Genomic DNA, 16,164 nt, shown 5'->3' on the forward strand with positions numbered 1-16,164 from the left:
TTAACGTCCCCCGACCAGGTGAGCCGGAAGCACCACGGAGCACCGGCGCAGCTCGAACCGATGGGAGATCTGATGTGCGTGAGCTCAGCTCCCGGGGTAGCGGGTGGACCAGGCCGGGGTGKCCGCGCCGAAGGCGTCGGAGACGGTCGCGGTGTTCTCGATCTCGGTTACCAGATCGTCCGCGACCTGCCCGACCAGCTCATAGCCCGCCAGCTCCTTCAGCCAGGCTGCCGGCAGCGCCGGCTCACCCAGAGCGGCGCCAACGAGGTTCCCGCAGATCGCGCCGGTCGAGTCGCTGTCGCCGGAGTGGTTGACTGCCGCGAGCAGCGCCGTCTGCGGATCGTCGGGCGCCGCCACCGCGCAGTACACCGCGATCGCTAGCGCCTCCTCGGCGACCCAGCCGGCGCCCAGCGATTCCACGCGTTCCGCCGTGGGCGCACCGTCCGCTGCCGTTCCGAGCGCCGCCCGCAGAGCTCTGGCTACTTCCTTGCCGTCGCGTTCGGCCGACAGGCGGCCGAGGGCCGATGCGGTGGCCTGGGTGATGCCAGCGCCGTCTACCATCGCGGCGACGATCCATGCGAACGCGCCCGCGGCGAGGTACCCGGAGGGATGACCGTGGGTGAACACGGCGCATGCGACCGCATGGTCGAAGGAGGTTTCCGGGCCCCGCCGGAGCAGCCCGAACGGGGCCGAGCGCATCACCGCCCCGCATCCCTTGCTGTCGGGGTTCGCCGGCCGCGCGAGCGTGCCCATCTCGGGGCGCCCCAGCCCGGACAGGCAGGCGTTCCCCGGAGCGCGCCGGGCATACATCAGCTGCTGCGCCGCCAACCAGCCGTCCACCTCCCCGGCGGCCGGACCGGTCCGCCGCTGCGTCGTGAGCCAACGCTGGTAGGCGCGCCACAGCACCGCGGGCGGATCGGCGATGCCCCGGGAACGGCTGCGGACCGAGGCCCGGATCAGACCCTCCACGGTAAAGAGCGTCATCTGAGTGTCATCTGTAAACGGAGCGTGTACCCCGTAGGCGGCCGTGAGGCCGATGACCCCCGCCGTCCCGTACTCCCGTCGGATCTCGTCAAGCGACTGGAATTCGATTGCCGCACCGAGCGCGTCTCCCAACGCCCCGCCCAGCAGGCAGCCCCGGACCCGGTCCCGGTAGGAGAGGCCGGAGTTCGCATCGTCCGTGGGCGCCGCCGCGCGCCGCTCTGATGGCCACAGGCTGACCGCGAGCCCCACGGCGGACCGGGCGGCCGGGGCGGCCCACAGACGTTCCTTGGTTCCGGCGGCGCCCTGGCTCTCTTCCGGGGTTTCGAGATCGGCGGCGGCGGCGAGTTCGGCGGCGGTCATGCGTTGGCGGGCCAGTGCCCGGCCCGACCTGCTGAGAATGACACCCTCGGCGGTCAGGATCTCCCGTGGATCGTCGGTGCGTTCCGGATCGGGCCAGCGGAAGTCCGGGGAGACGGAACCGTTCAGGAGCAGGACGCGGTGGGCGTTGGAGATCCGGGCACTGGCCAGCTTGGCTCCCACCGCGACGGCGTGGGACCCGATCACCTCCGCGACGTCGGAGTAACTGGTCCAGCGGCCGGGTGGGATCGCGGCCAGTACCCGGCTCATCAGGGTCCATCGCTGGTCCTGGGGCGGCGGTACTACGGACTCGTCCGGGCCGGGCCAGATCTTCACGATCCGCTCGGCGAGCGCCCGGCCACGATTCTGGATCTCCTCCCGGCCCCAWCTGTCCTGACCGGCGATTTCTCGGTTCATCGCCAGCCCGCTGTCGGCCAGCAGCTTCTTCTTCTCGGTGAACTCGTGATCGGCGAGTTTCGGATTATAGGCGGTGAGCGTCAGATTGCCCAGAGTATGGACGAGCCTGCGGTGCAGCTCGTCGCGCGTCTCACCCTCGTGGGCATCGGCGTCGAGAACCGCTTTCCATCCCGGTCTCGACAATGACTGGGGGAGGATGTGTTCAACCGTCAGCTTCACGCCCCAGTCGACTGGTTCGAGATGCTCGTAATCCTCTTCCAGGCTGCGCAACACATAGGTGCGCTGAGGGCCGCGTCCGGTCCAGTAGAAGGGATTGAGCAGGACGGCTTCCTTCACAGGCTGATCGGTCGGGAACTTCTTACGCGGGCCGGAGAGAACCCGCGTGACCGCGGCGGCGGTCGGTGTCTGGTCGCCGAGCTCCTTGACGAGCGACATGAGGATGCGGTTGCTGTTGGCGCTCGCGATGCCGACCAGCATCCGCCGCACCAGGTAGCTCTCCACCACCCGGAGTGCCGCGGCGGTCTCGGTGGCGTCGAGACGGTCATTCGCATGCGCGATCAGCATGTGTAGGACGATCGGCCGGACGACGTCCGCCCCCCACCGGCGCAGCCGGTGCAGGGCCTGCCGCAGGACCGGGTCCTCCTCCCGGTCCGGATCGAGGATCCGGCTGAACAGCAGGGCCTTTGCATGCAGCTCGGAGATCCACTGCTCGATGGCGTCCTCGTCCGGCAGCGTCTGGAGATACTGCCGCTGCGACTGGTACACGGTCTCCTTGGTGGCACGGTCGTCGCCGCGGAGCACGAGGTCGAGCCAGACCAGATCCTCCAGTCTGTCACCGAGCAGTTCCTGGAGTGGGAACCACCGCCAGTCGTACACCCGGTCCGCTCGGGTGGGTAGCCGCATGAACAGGTAGTTGCGCAGCAGGTCCGCCTGGGTGAGCCGGCGGCCGGTGTGGTTGAGCGATTCGAAGATGCGGTAGACGTCGTCGTCGACATGCGCGGCGATCTCCACGATTGYGAGCTGACCGACCACGGCCTGCTCGATCAGTGYTGCGTCCAGCGGGTCGTCGGCGTCGCGCAACGCGGCGAGTTCCTTGCGGAAGAACTGGTATGCGTCGCCGATCCCCGCCCGGCCTCCTGCCTCCGGCGACCGCTCGACGAGAGCGGTCCAGGCGGTCCGGTCGGCTCGCGTCGGTAACAGGKTGTAACGTTCGGTTCCGGCCGCGTACCTGTTCATGAGGTACAGATCGTCGATTTTCGCCGCGAGCATCTGATCGTCATCTCGGACATGATCGCGGATCGCGCAGAGCAGGATGCTCAGCGCCGTCAGCCGTTGCTGACCATCTACCACCRGCCAGATCGCCACTCCGGCCGGCGTGGTTGACGGGCTCGGCGCGAGAACCAGCGAACCCAGGAAGTGTGTTGCCGCTGGACCGGCGGCGGCCACGCTCGTGATGTCGGCCCAGAGTTGCCGCAGGTTGGCGCGTTCCCAGCTGTAGGGGCGTTGATACAACGGGACGACGTACTGACACTGACCCTGGAGGAGTTCACCCAGAGTAGTTTCGTTCGCCTTCACTGCTGCTCTCCGCCCTGCCTGGGTAGCCGAATCCGAACCGTTTTGCCACTTACCGGTGGAAAAGACTAWCGGAGGCGGCGGATCCGCCCACCGGGTCCGTGCCCGGCCGTCGCCGCGGGCCGGTATGACAAACTGGCGGCAGCGGACGAGTCCCCATACCCCACCTCAGCGCGGTGCCTGTTCCCCTTGTGGCGCGCCCGATCCCGGCCGGGTCCGGCGAGGACCGGCCAGGTGCGCCACGGCGTGCCGAGCGGTGTTGATCGGCCCCGGACCGATCCGGTTGAGGATGGTCCGGTCGAGGCATGACCGGGACGGGACCGGTTCGGCGTGCTGGAGGGGGGTGGCATGGCAGCGGGTTCTGGAAGTCCCGGCGTGACCGGAGGCAATGGCACCGTCAACGTTCATGGTGCCCTCGATGGGCATGGCACCGTCAACGCTCATGGTGCCCTCGATGGGCATGGCACCGTCAACGTTCATGGTGCCCTCGATGGGCATGGCACCGTCAACGTTCATGGTGCCCTCAGCGGGCATGGCGCTGTCAACGGTCAGGGCGGCTCGGGAGGTTCGGGCGCCTTCGGTGGTCTCGGTGGTTCGGGTGGTTCCGACTCGTCGGGTCACGTCATTGTCTGCGGGCTGAGCAACCTGGGGCTCCGGCTGGCCGAACAGCTCCGGGCGTCGGGTGTGACGGTGGTGGCCATCGACGATCGGGTCGCCCCCGCCACCCGGCGCAGGGTGGAGCGGTGGGGCGTGCGGGTCCTGGTGGAGAGTACCCGTGGCGCCGGGGCGCTGCGCGAGGCCGGCATCGCCGCGGCGCTCGCGGTCGTGTCCTGTCACGAGACGGACCTCGACAACCTGGGCACGGCGCTGGTCGCGGCCGAGACGGCCCCCGGTGTCCGGCTCGTCGTGGCCATCAGTAACCGCCAGCTCGGCGACCAGCTCGCGGACGCGCTCAGCCAGGTCCGGGTGCTGAACCGGGCCGAGCTCGCGGGGCCGAGCTTCGTCGAGGCGTGCCTCCGCTCGGACGTGACGCACGCCTTCCCGATGGACGAACGGTCCGATGCCGAGGTCTTCGCGGTGATCGAGGAGTCGATCATAGGCCGGCATGCCTTCCGGGCCCGCTATGGCGATCTGACCCCGATCTCGCTGCGCCGCGCGGGGGAGCGCCTCCCCGAGCTCTGCCCGCCCCGCGACGTCTCGCTGCGCCCCGGCGACCGGCTGACGCTCCTCGGGCGGCTGTCGGAGTTCCACGAGCGGGGCATGACGGTCGCGGGCCTGCACGACGCGCGGCTGTTCGCCGCGCTGGCCGGCGGCTCGGCCGAGCATGGCGATCCCGGCGATCCCCGCGAGCCCGGAGGGGTCCGGGGGGTCTGGCGGGCCACGGTGGCCAGGTTCCGGGAGATCGTCTCGATGATCCGTGGGGAGCTCGACCCCCCCTTCCGGTTCGCACTCGCCGCCGTAGTAACGATCATGATGGTCGGTACGGTCGTGCTGTGGTTGACCTACGCCAACCACAACGAGGCCGCACCCGCCGAGTTCGGCCCGCTGGACGCGCTTTACCTCACGGTCGCGACGATGGCCACGGTCGGCTACGGCGACTTCAACTTCGGCGCCGCCGACGAGTGGCTACAGGTGTTCGGCATCGGACTGATGCTGCTCGGCGCCCTGTCGATCGCCGTCGTCTATGCGTTCATTACCAACATCATCATCAGCCGTCGGTTGGAGCGGGTGATGGGACGCGGGCGGGCCGGGGCGGTGCGTGGCCACGTCATTCTATGCGGGCTCGGCTCGGTGGGGGTCGCCACGATGAACGGCCTGGTGCGCGCGGGCCGGCATGTGGTGGTGATCGAGCGTGACGAGAACAACCGGTACCTGCCCGTCGCCCGTGAACGTGGGGTGCCCGTGATCATCGGGGACGCCACCGTCCGCTCGACGCTGCTGGAGGCCGGCCTCGCCCATGCCGCCACGATCGCGGTGCTCACCAGCGACGACGTCGCGAACCTGGAGGCCGTGCTGTCGGCCCGGGAAGCGCACGAGGAGTTGCGGGGGGCGTGGGCGGCCCGCCGCCCCGCCCGGCGGGCCGCCCGGCGGGGCGGCGGGTGGTCCCGCGGCCGGATGCGGGAGTCCGACCCGGACACGCACCACCCCGACCTGCGAGTAGTGCTGCGGATCTTCGACACCACGATGGCCGACGAGGTCGAGCGGCGCTTCGGCATCCATACGGCACGCAGCGCGTCCGCCCTGGCCACGCCGTATTTCGTCGGCGCGGCGCTCGGTTACGACGTCATCAGTACCTTCTACGTGCAGCGCACGCCGTTCCTGGTGGCCAGGATGACCATCCACGCCGGCGGCGGGCTGGTCGGCCCGACCCTGCGGGAGCTGTCCACCGGGACCCGGGTGCTCGCCGTGATCACCGCGGCCGCGAACGCGGACACCGGCGGAGACGTGAATCTGGACAGCGGCGTGAATCTGGACAGCGGCGCGGACACCGACGGCGGCGTGGAGCKGGACGGCCAGGGGGCTCCCGGTGGMGGGCCGGACTACCGGCCGGGACGCCACACCCGGCTCCGGCCCGGGGACGAGCTGTTCGTGGTGGGACCGGTGAACCGGATCGTCGACATGGTGCGGCGCAACCAGCAGGTCGACATCACCACGGCGGGAACTGCGTAACACCATCACCGTGACGGTGCGCTACCTGGACGAGTGGCCGCGCGGCACACAGTCATGCCCGGACCACAAAACCATGTGAATATTTACCGCCTATTTGGATGAAAGGGAACAAGTGGACATCTACCTGGAGGGGATGAACCGCCTCACGGTCGATAGTCCGCAGCCGTCCGTCACGCCCGAGCCGCTCGGCCGGATCATCAACGACCTGGGCCTGTGACCGGCTCGGTAGAGAGYCGCCTCGTTTCCCTATGACCCGGAACTTTCGGTAATTCTGGACGCGGTTCGTGAACCAGCCTTCGGGTAGCCGTCGTCTGCGGTATGAATGCCTTAGCCCCACAGTCGCCCGGGGGCGAGCCCGGGTCTCTGCTCGTCACCTGTATGTCMCCAACATGCACAGGACGGAGAGCTGAAGCGGATGGTCTCGGCGCTGGTCGTGATCTCTCTCGTATTGACCGGGCTGGTGGCGGGCACGTTGACGGTCGGCCTGGTCGCCGTACGGCCCGCGATGCATTCACTGCCGCCCACTCCCTACGTAATGGTCAAGCAGGCGTTCGACATCAGCTACCCGCGGATGATGAAGCTGCTGCAGATTACAAATCTGATCGCTACGATCGCCCTGGCGGTCGCGGCCGGCGTCACCGGTGCGACGGCCTGCGCGGTGCTGGCCGGCATCGTGGCGGCCTGCGTCCTCACCAACATCCTGGTCACCGTGCGCGGCGACCTTCCGATCAACAACGCCATGGCCACCTGGCGGCCGGAGTCTCCGCCGGCCGACTGGCGCGAGCAGCGGGCGCGCTGGGACTTCTTCAACAGCATCCGCACGACCGCCGCGGTGATCGCGCTGGTTCTGCTGGCCCTGGCCGCGACCACCCAGTACTAACGCGGCTTCGCCCGCCCAGGTCTTCCAGCGGAAGCTACCGGCTTTGAACTTCGGCGAATTCAGCAAGGTTAAGGTCATCTCTTATCGTCCAGTACACGTCCAGTACACGTCCAGTACAGGAGTATCGATCTCCGTAAGAGGCGGAGAATGTCGGGGGCAGCAGCTCGTCCGGTCAGCGCATTGGTTGCTCGATGACCAAGGAGAAGTGTCGTTTTACTGGTCGGCGGGGGACCAGTCCTCGGTGAGGGTCTCCATCTGGGCGAGGACGAGGTCGATCGCCGCCTTCGGGTAGCTCCAGCGGGATGTGTGCCGGTTCAGAGCAGCGCGTGCTCGGCGGTCGCCAGGAGCCGGGCCGCGACCTCGTCGACCGACAGCCGGCGGCCGGTGTAGAGCAGGTCGAACGCGTCGAAGCTGGTAAGCAGCCAGAGGACGTCGACCGCGGCGGCCACCGGCACKCGCAGGAGGCCGTGGGCGGCCAGGCGTTCGGCGAGATGTTCCATCCCGCCGAGACGGTCCTGCTCGGCCCGTTGCAGCGCGCCATCGAGCGCCTGTTCCATCGAGCGCAGGGCCCACAGGGCGTCGCGCTGCCCGGCGTACACCCGCACGCTTGCGGTGATCCCGCCGCGCAGGTGAACGAGTGGGTCCGGATCCTGCACGGCCCGCACCAGGTCCGCGAAACCGCCCCGGTCGAGCACGTCCTGGGTGAGGGCATCGAACAGCCCCGCTCGGGAGCCGAACACCAGGTAGACCGTCGACCGGGCCACGCCCGCCTGCCGCGCGACCGCCTCCACGCTCGCGAGCCGGGGCAGCTGTTCGTACATCGCGTCGAGGATCCGGCGGCGGGTCTGGTCCGCACCAGCCGTGCGCAGCCGTTGCTCGTAGCGACGGGGAGACATGACTGCACCCTACGTGCGATGGACAGGCTGTCTTCGAGACGAAGACAAGYCGTCTGTCAACCGTGGTGAACCGGACGGTCGGGGCTGCCCRGTGGGAAGCGAGAATCACGGTGGGGAGCGGCTGCTTCGAACAAGTTCGAACAAGAGGGATGGCGAACAAGAGGGATGGCGACAGTGAGCGGAACCGCGACGAGCACCCCGTCACGGTGCGGTTCCCGTCACCGGGCGCCCGTGCCGCTCCGGCCGAGGACGAGGTCGATCCACTCGGCCACGTGGCGTGCTATGACAGCGGGTTCCTTCATCCAGTCGAAGTGACCGAGGTGGGTGGATCCACTCGTGCGGTCCAGGTGGACGCGATGGACCTCCGAGCCCGTCAACCGCCTGGTGAAATAGTCGACCGCCCGGCGCGGCGCGAGATGGTCGGCGTCCAGGGAGATGGCCAGTACCGGCAGGGTCACCGCGCCGAGAAGACCGAGGAGGTCGGGCTCCGACCTGGCCAGCCGGTAACGGCCGGTGCGGGCACTTCTGGCCCAGTCCAGCATCAGCGCCCTGGGCTGCCGCCCGCCGAAGCCGAACCGGTGCCCGGGCCAGTAGCCCAGCAGCTGCGACACCCCCGCGACGAACGTGGAACCGCCCAGGACCCACGCTGAACGAAGGGGCCTGAAGACGCGCCAGTACGAGGTGCCCGCGCCGATGACGGCCAGGCCGCTCAGCCCGCCGCTGTCGGGGGCCTCCCGCGCGGCACGCAGGATCGAGAGTTGTCCGCCGAGACTGTGACCCACGACGAACAGCGGCGCCCCGGGGAATCGTTCCCGCGTCGCCGCCGTGATCGTCGGCAGGTCGTCCTCGACGCCCTCCTGGTAGCTGCCCCGGCTGCCGGCCGAGCGCCGGAGCGCCGCGGCTCCGTGGTGATGCCAGCGCAGATCGGTTGTCACGACCGAGTACCCCAGCGACCGCAGTGCCTCGGCGAAGGGGGTGTAGTACTTTGTCCGAACCCCCATCGCCGGAAGCAGGAGAATCACCGGCGCGGACTCGTCGGCCTGCGGAAGAACACGCAGGCCGAATCGCGTCCCGGCAGTGGTGGCGACCTCGAGTTCCGTCTCGCTTTCCGCCGCGGGTTCGGTCTCACCGGCGGCCGCCGACGGGGGAGGAACAAGAGCATCTGCGGACACGTGCCGCTCCTTCCATCCGGATCGCCGATCGTCTGATCGGTATTTCCGACAGCGGGTCCGATAAAGGTTGGTGAGCGCAGCCGGAAAGCCGGGCATGATGGTGAGCGTAGTAACGTCTGTGGACTTCTTCCAGTGAAGTCGCGGAGGACGCCCGGGCCGGGATGCYCGGCCCGGGCGAGGGAGAGCCGTGGTTACGGGCTTTACCTGCGGGCAGGGCCCTCCTGCTGCCGGCGGCGCCTTGCCTGCAGGTATCTTTCCTGCAGGTGTCTTGTCAGGAGGCGTCGAACCAGGCGCGGTAGTCGAACTCCGCCTTGGCGACGAGGGCGCCGGCGTCGTCGTAGAGCAGCGAGCCCCCGCGGATCTCGAAGCGTTCTTCGGCGGTCCGCTCCGCTGCCGGGTGCGCCACCTCGATGTCCACTGAACCGTGGGCCCGGATCCGACCGACCGCCGGCCGCAGGTACATGATCCGGCAGTCGCGCAGCACGAAGCTGCGGAGGCTGAAGATCCTCGGTGCCAGGGCGCCCGAGAACGCCGCGGCTCCGGAGACCTCGGCGGCGAGGAACTGCGCCGCCGCATGCACGGTGCCCATGTGGTTCTGGAGGTCGGGTCGGTTGGGGAGCTCCGCCACGCCGCCGTCCCGGCGCAGCTCGACGACCCGCACCCCGGTCAGGTTGCAGAATGGCACCATCGTGTCGATGACGGAACGGAGTTGTTCGAGATTTGGTGGCGCGTCACCGTTCGCCTGAAAGTGCGCCTCGCGAACCATCTCCAGTGGGGATCGTATCTCCGACTGAGCAGACATGTTACTGAGCATCCGCTGGAAAGGTTTCTTCGGGATGAATTCGAGGCGACTTTACGAACCCTTTGCCATTGGTGATTCCTATCGTGCGATTACATCACCTTGTGACGCCTTGCAGGTATATAGGGGAGCCTAGGAGGATGCCCAGGAGGATAACGACAACACATCCGCCGGGGACCCGTCGTGCCAGTGTAACGATCGGTTGACCGGCATACTTCAGGGAGTCTCCGACCATGTACGACGTGATTGTCGTGGGAGCGCGCTGCGCCGGCTCACCTGTGGCGATGTTGCTTGCCCGGCGCGGTCACCGGGTGCTGCTCGTCGACCGCGTGTCCTTTCCCAGCGACACGATCTCCACCCACTATCTTCAGCAGGCCGCACTGCTCCGTCTGCGGGAGTGGGGGCTGCTCGACGCACTCACGGCGACCAACTGCCGGCCGATCACCGACATGACGGTGTCCCACCTCGGTGTGGTCATCCGCGGGTTCGCCGATCCGGTCGACGGGCTGGYGTTCTCGATGGCGCCGCGCCGCATCGTGCTGGACAAGCTCCTGCTCGACGGCGCGGTCGCGGCGGGTGTCGAAGTCCGGGAGGGCTTCTCGGTCCGAGATCTGATCCGTCACGACGACGGCACGGTCGCGGGGATCGTGGGCCGGGACGCCACGGGAGCCGTMGTCGAGGAGCGGGCCACTCTCGTCGTGGGCGCCGACGGCCGCAACTCCGTCGTGGCCGACCTGGTGGGAGCCGACTTCTACAAGGTCGTGCCGGCGGCCAGCTTCATCTACTACTCCTATTTCAGTGGGCTGGACTGGCAGTTCCACAGCCGGTTCGGTGACCACGAGCAGTGCGCCGGCTGGCCCACCCATGACGGGCTCACCCTCGTCACCGCGATGCGCAACCTCGAGGATTTCGAGGAGTTCCGCGCCGATATCGACGGGAGCCTGCGCCGGACCTTCCGCAGCGTCGCGCCCGAGCTCGCCGAGGATCTCGACAGCCATGGCGTCCAGGAGGACCGTTACTACGGAATCCGTTATCCGGACAACTACTACCGCACGTCCTATGGTCCGGGTTGGGCGCTGACCGGAGACGCTGGTTACCACAAGGACCCGGTGACCGGTCTGGGCATCACCGACGCCTTCCGCTGCGCGGACCTGTTGACCGAGCACGTGGACCAGGCGCTGCGTGGCGACCGGCCCATGGACGAGGCCCTCGCCGAGTATCAGCGGTTGCGCGACGAGGAATCGGCCGGTGCGTTCAATTTCACCACGACGCTGGGCGAGCTGAACTTCCCGCCGCACCTCGTGGCGCTGTGGCGGGCCTTGCCGAACAACGAGACGGCGCGGGCGCAGTTCTTCGGAATGATCGCGGGTGTCGTGCCGTCGTCGGTCTTTCTCGCGCCGGAGAACGTCGAGTCCATCATGTTGGCCGCGGCGGCCGTGTAATGGACAGTCGACCGATCATCGGCGGTCCGACGCCGTCGCCGATGCTCACCGTGGTCGGCGACAGCTTCGCCGAGGGCCGCGGTGACCCGGCTCCCGACGGCGCCTGGATCGGCTGGGCGCCCAGAATGGCCGCGGCTCTGGGTATTCCGCGCAGTCGCGTTCTCAACCTGGGGCGGAACGGCGCGACGACGCAGGATGTCATCGACACGCAGCTCGACGTCGCCGCCTCCGCCCCGGCGGCCCTCGTCGGGATCGCCGCGGGCAGCAACGACCTGCTCGCGGACTACTCGCAGGACAGGTTCGAAAAAAACTTCACCCACCTAGTCGCGACTCTCGCGGTCCCGGGAACCACCGCGTTCACCTTCACCTTTCCGGACCTCACCACCAGGCTCTCGGCGCCGCCGGCGATCCTGGACGTACTCCGCTCCAGGATCGAGCGGGCGAACGACCATGTCCGCTCGACCGCGGCGAACCACGGAATTCTCCTCGTCGATTTCGATCACGTCGACCGCGCCCACGACTCTCAACTGTGGAACCCCGGGGACTATCATCCCAACGCGGCCGGATACGAATTCGTCGCCAGTCTCCTTGCGGATCTGGTGCGCGAAGTCCTGTCGCGCCCGGCTCCCCGGATTCCGGTTCCGGTTCCATCCTGACCCTGTTCGGTTGACCGGCCTCTCGACGTATTCTGACCCGACGTCGAGTGGATCGGGAGTGAAGCATCTCACGACRCACCGTCGCGGCGATTGCCTCGGCCGATCGAGTGTTCGGCAGGTTGTTCTTGCGGAACAACAGGACGTCGATGACACTGGTTCCAGGATGCCCGCGCGGATCGGATACGAGTAAACTGTCGCCAGGCCTCGCGGTTCGCTGTCACGGCCACGAAGACCTGCGGCAGTGCTTCGGAACAACGTTGTTCCGGGACAACGTTGTTCCGGAACAACCCGCCGGCCGTCTGGCTCTCCGGCGGACCGGCCGGTCCGCTCCGGTGAACCGGTTCCCAATACCTCACACCTGAATACCTCCGCCGGATACATCACGCCCGACATATTAGGGCACCACGCCCGACATATCAGGGTCCCGCCGCACGCGGTGGTGACCTGCCGGCCAGTAAAGGGGAGAAGCACGTGGACGAGTCCRACCGCCCTGACGACCGACGACTCGCGAACAACCCGATCGCGATCGTCGGGCTCGCCGGACTGTTCCCGATGGCGCGCGACGTGCGGGAGTACTGGAGCAACGTCATCGACGCCGTCGACTGCGTCACCGAGGTGCCGTCGACGCACYGGCGCCCGGAGGACTACTACGACCCGGATGCGACGGTGYCCGACCGTACCTACGCGCGCCGGGGCGGCTTCCTCCCCGAGGTCGCGTTCAGCCCGGTGGAGTTCGGCTTTCCGCCMAACCTGCTGGACGTGACCGCGGTCGTGCAGCTGCTCAGTCTGATCGTCGCGCGGGATGTGCTCGTCGACGCGGGCGCACCGGGATCGGCGTGGTACGACTCCGAGCGCACCGGGGTCATCCTGGGCATGGCCGGCCCCACCACGATGGCCCACCCGCTGGCGGCCCGGCTGGAGACGCCGGTCCTGCGCGAGGTCGTGCGCGCCGCGGGACTCGACGAGGCCGAAACCGCCGCGGTCTCGGAGGCCTTCTCGCTCGCGTTCCCGCCGTGGGAGGAGAACTCGTTCCCCGGGCTGCTCGGCAACGTCGTCTCCGGCCGGATCACCAACCGGCTCGACCTCGGAGGCACGAACTACACGGTCGACTCCGCGTGCGCGAGTGGGCTCACGGCCRTCCGCGGGGCCATCGCCGAACTCATCGACCACCGTGCCGATCTCATGATCACCGGTGGTTGTGACACCGAGAACTCGATCTTCAGTTACATGTGCTTCTCGAAGACGCAGGCGCTGTCCAAGTCCGACCGCATCCAGCCGTTCGCCGCCGGCGCCGACGGCACCCTGGTCGGCGAGGGCATCGGGATGCTGGCGCTCAAGCGGCTGGCCGACGCCGAGCGCGACGGGGACCGGATCTACGCGGTCATCCGGGGTCTCGGGTCGTCCAGCGACGGTCGGTTCAAGAGCGTCTACGCGCCGCGCGCGGAGGGCCAGGTCCGCGCGCTGCGCCGGGCCTACGCGGACGCCGGGGTGAGCCCGGCGTCCGTCGAGCTGTTCGAGGCGCACGCCACCGGTACCGCCGTCGGTGACGCCACCGAGCTGTCCGCGCTCGGGGCCGTCCTGGCCGAGGCCGGGGCACGCCCGGGCCGGGCGGCGATCGGCAGTGTGAAGTCGCAGATCGGGCACACCAAGGGCGCTGCCGGCGCGGCCAGCCTGATCAAGCTGTCGCTGTCGCTGTACAACCGGGTGCTGCCGCCCACGATCAACGTCCGCGAACCGAATCCGGCGCTCGCCCAGGAGGGCTCGCCCTTCTACCTCAGCACCCGCACCCGGCCCTGGGTGCTCGACCCGGACGTGGGGCGGCGCCGGGCGGCCGCCTCCGCCATGGGGTTCGGCGGTACCAACTTCCACGTCGTCCTGGAGGAGACCCCCGACACGGCACGCCCGGACGCCGATAAGCGTGCCGCCCGGGCGACGCACCGTGCCGTCCGCGCCCACCTGTGGCATGCCGCGACGCCCGCGGAGCTCCTCGACCTGGTGCGCGGACAGGCCGAACCGAACGGTGACACGGGCATCCCGGGCAGCGCCGCGCGGGTCGGGTTCGTCGCGCGCACCGGCGCCGAGGCGGAGCGCCTGCGCGCGATCGCGATCGAGCAGCTCGCGGCGCGAGCCGACGCCGCCGAATGGTCGCATCCCGCCGGGGTGCACTACCGCCGGCAGGCGGCCGAGCAGCCCCGCGTCGGCGTCGTCTTCGCCGGCCAGGGCAGCCAGTACGTCGACATGGGGCTCACCGCCGCCGTCGAGATCCCGCCGGTGCGGGAGGCCTTCGACGCGGCGAACGCCACCTTCGCCGGGGCCGAGCTCACGCTCGCCCGTGCGGTGTTCCCGCCGCCGAGCTTCGATCCGGGCGACCGTGCCGACCACGAGATGAACCTGACGCGCACCGAGTACGCGCAGCCCGCGATCGGTGCGCTCTCCGTCGGCCAGTTCCGGTTCCTGCGGGAGCTGGGACTGCGCCCGGTGAGCCTGCTCGGCCACAGCTTCGGGGAGCTGACCGCCCTGTGGGCCGCCGGTTCCCTCGCCGACGCCGACTTCTTCCGGCTCGCCCGGCGTCGCGGCCAGGCCATGGCCCCGCCGGACGAACCCGGCTTCGACCCCGGCACCATGGCCGCCGTCCGCGCCGACCGCGACGCGGTCGCCGAGCTGCTGACCGCGCACCCGGACGTGGTCGTGTGTAACCACAACGCCCCCGACCAGGTCGTCGTTGGTGGTCCGACGCCCGCCGTCGAGGAGTTCGTCACCGCCGCCACCGCGAACGGGCTCGACGCCCGGCGCATCTCCGTGGCCGCGGCGTTCCACACCTCGCTCGTCGGGCACGCGGTGGACGACTTCGCCGCCGCGGTGGACGTCACCGAAATCGGATCGCCGGCCGTGCCGGTGCACGCCAACACCGCCGGCGCCCGGTACGGCGACGACCCCGCCGAGAACCGCCGGGTCCTCACCCGGCAGCTGGGCAACCCCGTCGAGTTCGTCGCCGGGCTGCAGGCCCTGCACGCGGACGGCGCGACGGTGGTTGTCGAGATCGGGCCGAGCCAGGTGCTGACCGGTCTGGTCCGGCGCACCCTCGGCGACGATGTCGTGGCGATCCCCACCGACGCCGGTCGCGACGGCGACGGCGCGGTGGCTCTGATGACCGCGGCCGTGCGCCTCGCGGTGCTCGGCGTCGAGCTCAGCGGGCTCAACCGCTATACGGCCCCGCTGCCGCAGCAGGTGCAGCCGACCGGGATGACGGTTGCGCTGACCGGGGCGGACTACGTCTCGGAGCCTCGCCGTCGCGCCTACGCCGACGCGCTGGTCACGCTCGCGGCCGCCGCGGCCGTCCGGCCGCGGGAGTCGGCCGCCGCGGCGCTCGAAAACGTCCCGACCGCCACCGAGCGGCGCGTCCCCGAAGCGGCACCGGCGCCCACCCGGCCAGTACCCACCCAGCCGGCACCGGCGCCCACCCGGCCAGTACCCACCCAGCCGGCACCGGCGCCCACCCGGGCGGTACCCGTCCCGACGGCCATCGCTCCGGTAGCGCCTGCTCCGGTAGCGCCTGCTCCGGCGGCAGCCACCCTGGCGGCCCCGGCCCCGAGCGCCGGTGAGGTCGCCGGCATCAGCGAGGTCGCCCGCGACCATCTGGCCCTGCACTCCCAGTTCCTCGACACCCAGCTCCGGGTCGCCGAGGGCCTCGTGCAGGTCCTTCGCGCGGCCCCCGCGGACAATGGGGCGGGTCAGGAGATCCGGGCCGCTGCCGACGCTGTGACCCGGCAGAGCCTGGCCGTGGGTGAGGCCCATATCCGGGTCAACGAGATCCTGGCGTCCCTGACCGACCTGGAGTACGGCAACGGCGTCGGCGGCCACGGCGTCGGCGGCCACGGCGCCGGCGGGCTCGCGGCCGGCGGGGCGCCGGGCGGCGCGCTCACCACCGGTACGGAACCGACGGACCTGTACGGACGGGGAACGGCGGGCGATCTGCGTACGCCGGGAATCCCGGCGCCCGGGCTGCCGGCCGTCCCGCTTCCGATCCCCAGCACCGGGAACAGTAACGGGCGTCCGGCGGGTGCGATCGCGGCTGCCCCGCCCGTGCCTCCGGTGACCGTCCCATCCGTCCCATCCGTCCCATCCGTGCCTCCGGTGACCGTCCCATCCGCGGCCCCGGCGACCGTGGGGTCGCAGCCGGCCACCGCTGGGATTGCCCAGCCGGCGACGGCCGAGCCGCCGGCGGGCGTCGACGTGTCGGTTATTGAGTCGGCGGTGGCGGAGGTGGTGGCGGAGAAGACGGGTTATCCGGTGGATGTGCTGGAGCCGTCGATGGCGTT

General features: G+C 69.6%; 9 protein-coding genes. 5 read left to right on the forward strand and 4 right to left on the reverse strand.

The features are described 5' to 3' along the window. Positions 1–84 precede the first annotated feature (84 nt). Positions 85–3,333 (reverse strand): ADP-ribosylglycohydrolase family protein, encoded by a 3,249-nt coding sequence (locus Manayef4_RS24280; protein ID WP_139140093.1) that lies wholly within the window; start codon positions 3,331–3,333, stop codon positions 85–87. Positions 3,334–3,678: 345 nt separating this feature from the next. Between Manayef4_RS24280 and Manayef4_RS13940 the strand changes: the two genes are divergently transcribed. Continuing rightward, complete coding sequence (locus Manayef4_RS13940; RefSeq protein WP_083282461.1) at positions 3,679–6,000, forward strand: NAD-binding protein; 2,322 nt, start codon at positions 3,679–3,681, stop codon at positions 5,998–6,000. 415 nt (positions 6,001–6,415) lie between these two features. Continuing rightward, positions 6,416–6,880, forward strand: a complete 465-nt coding sequence (locus Manayef4_RS13945; protein WP_011437325.1) for a DUF1772 domain-containing protein — start codon at positions 6,416–6,418, stop codon at positions 6,878–6,880. A 314-nt stretch (positions 6,881–7,194) separates the two neighbouring features. Here Manayef4_RS13945 and Manayef4_RS13950 read toward each other — a convergent pair whose 3' ends face one another. The 3 genes from Manayef4_RS13950 to Manayef4_RS13960 all read right to left on the reverse strand — a co-directional run bounded on the left by Manayef4_RS13950 (position 7,195) and on the right by Manayef4_RS13960 (position 9,750). Then, positions 7,195–7,776 carry a TetR/AcrR family transcriptional regulator gene (locus tag Manayef4_RS13950; RefSeq protein ID WP_011437324.1) on the reverse strand — a complete coding sequence of 194 codons (582 nt, stop codon included), beginning with the start codon at positions 7,774–7,776 and terminating at the stop codon, positions 7,195–7,197. A gap of 218 nt (positions 7,777–7,994) precedes the next feature. After that, a complete protein-coding gene (locus Manayef4_RS13955; RefSeq protein ID WP_011437323.1) occupies positions 7,995–8,948 on the reverse strand; it encodes an alpha/beta fold hydrolase in 954 nt (317 codons plus the stop codon). Positions 8,949–9,219: 271 nt separating this feature from the next. Then, positions 9,220–9,750 carry a PaaI family thioesterase gene (locus Manayef4_RS13960; protein ID WP_023841482.1) on the reverse strand — a complete coding sequence of 177 codons (531 nt, stop codon included), beginning with the start codon at positions 9,748–9,750 and terminating at the stop codon, positions 9,220–9,222. Between the two features lie 230 nt (positions 9,751–9,980). Here Manayef4_RS13960 and Manayef4_RS13965 point away from each other — a divergent pair, with 230 nt between their 5' ends. The 3 genes from Manayef4_RS13965 to Manayef4_RS13975 form a co-directional block, all read left to right on the forward strand. Next, complete coding sequence (locus Manayef4_RS13965; RefSeq protein WP_070131888.1) at positions 9,981–11,189, forward strand: NAD(P)/FAD-dependent oxidoreductase; 1,209 nt, start codon at positions 9,981–9,983, stop codon at positions 11,187–11,189. Then, the gene (locus tag Manayef4_RS13970) at positions 11,189–11,845 is read left to right on the forward strand and encodes an SGNH/GDSL hydrolase family protein (RefSeq protein WP_011437320.1); all 657 of its coding nucleotides are present in this window, start codon (positions 11,189–11,191) and stop codon (positions 11,843–11,845) included. Before Manayef4_RS13965 ends, Manayef4_RS13970 begins: the two co-directional genes overlap by 1 nt. 471 nt (positions 11,846–12,316) lie before the next feature. Beyond that, the coding region (locus tag Manayef4_RS13975; RefSeq protein ID WP_217494119.1) for a type I polyketide synthase at positions 12,317–16,164 on the forward strand (3,848 nt) is incomplete at its 3' end.

It is taken from the genome of Frankia sp. CgMI4 (genome assembly GCF_001756285.1).
GTDB lineage: Bacteria > Actinomycetota > Actinomycetes > Frankiales > Frankiaceae > Frankia > Frankia casuarinae.

Bases quoted from the DNA above. Each gene is read 5' to 3' on its own strand.
- Manayef4_RS13945 (WP_011437325.1), top strand. From the start codon at position 6,416: ATGGTCTCGGCGCTGGTCGTGATCTCTCTCGTATTGACCGGGCTGGTG.
- Manayef4_RS13960 (WP_023841482.1), bottom strand. From the start codon at position 9,750: ATGTCTGCTCAGTCGGAGATACGATCCCCACTGGAGATGGTTCGCGAG.
- Manayef4_RS13970 (WP_011437320.1), top strand. From the start codon at position 11,189: ATGGACAGTCGACCGATCATCGGCGGTCCGACGCCGTCGCCGATGCTC.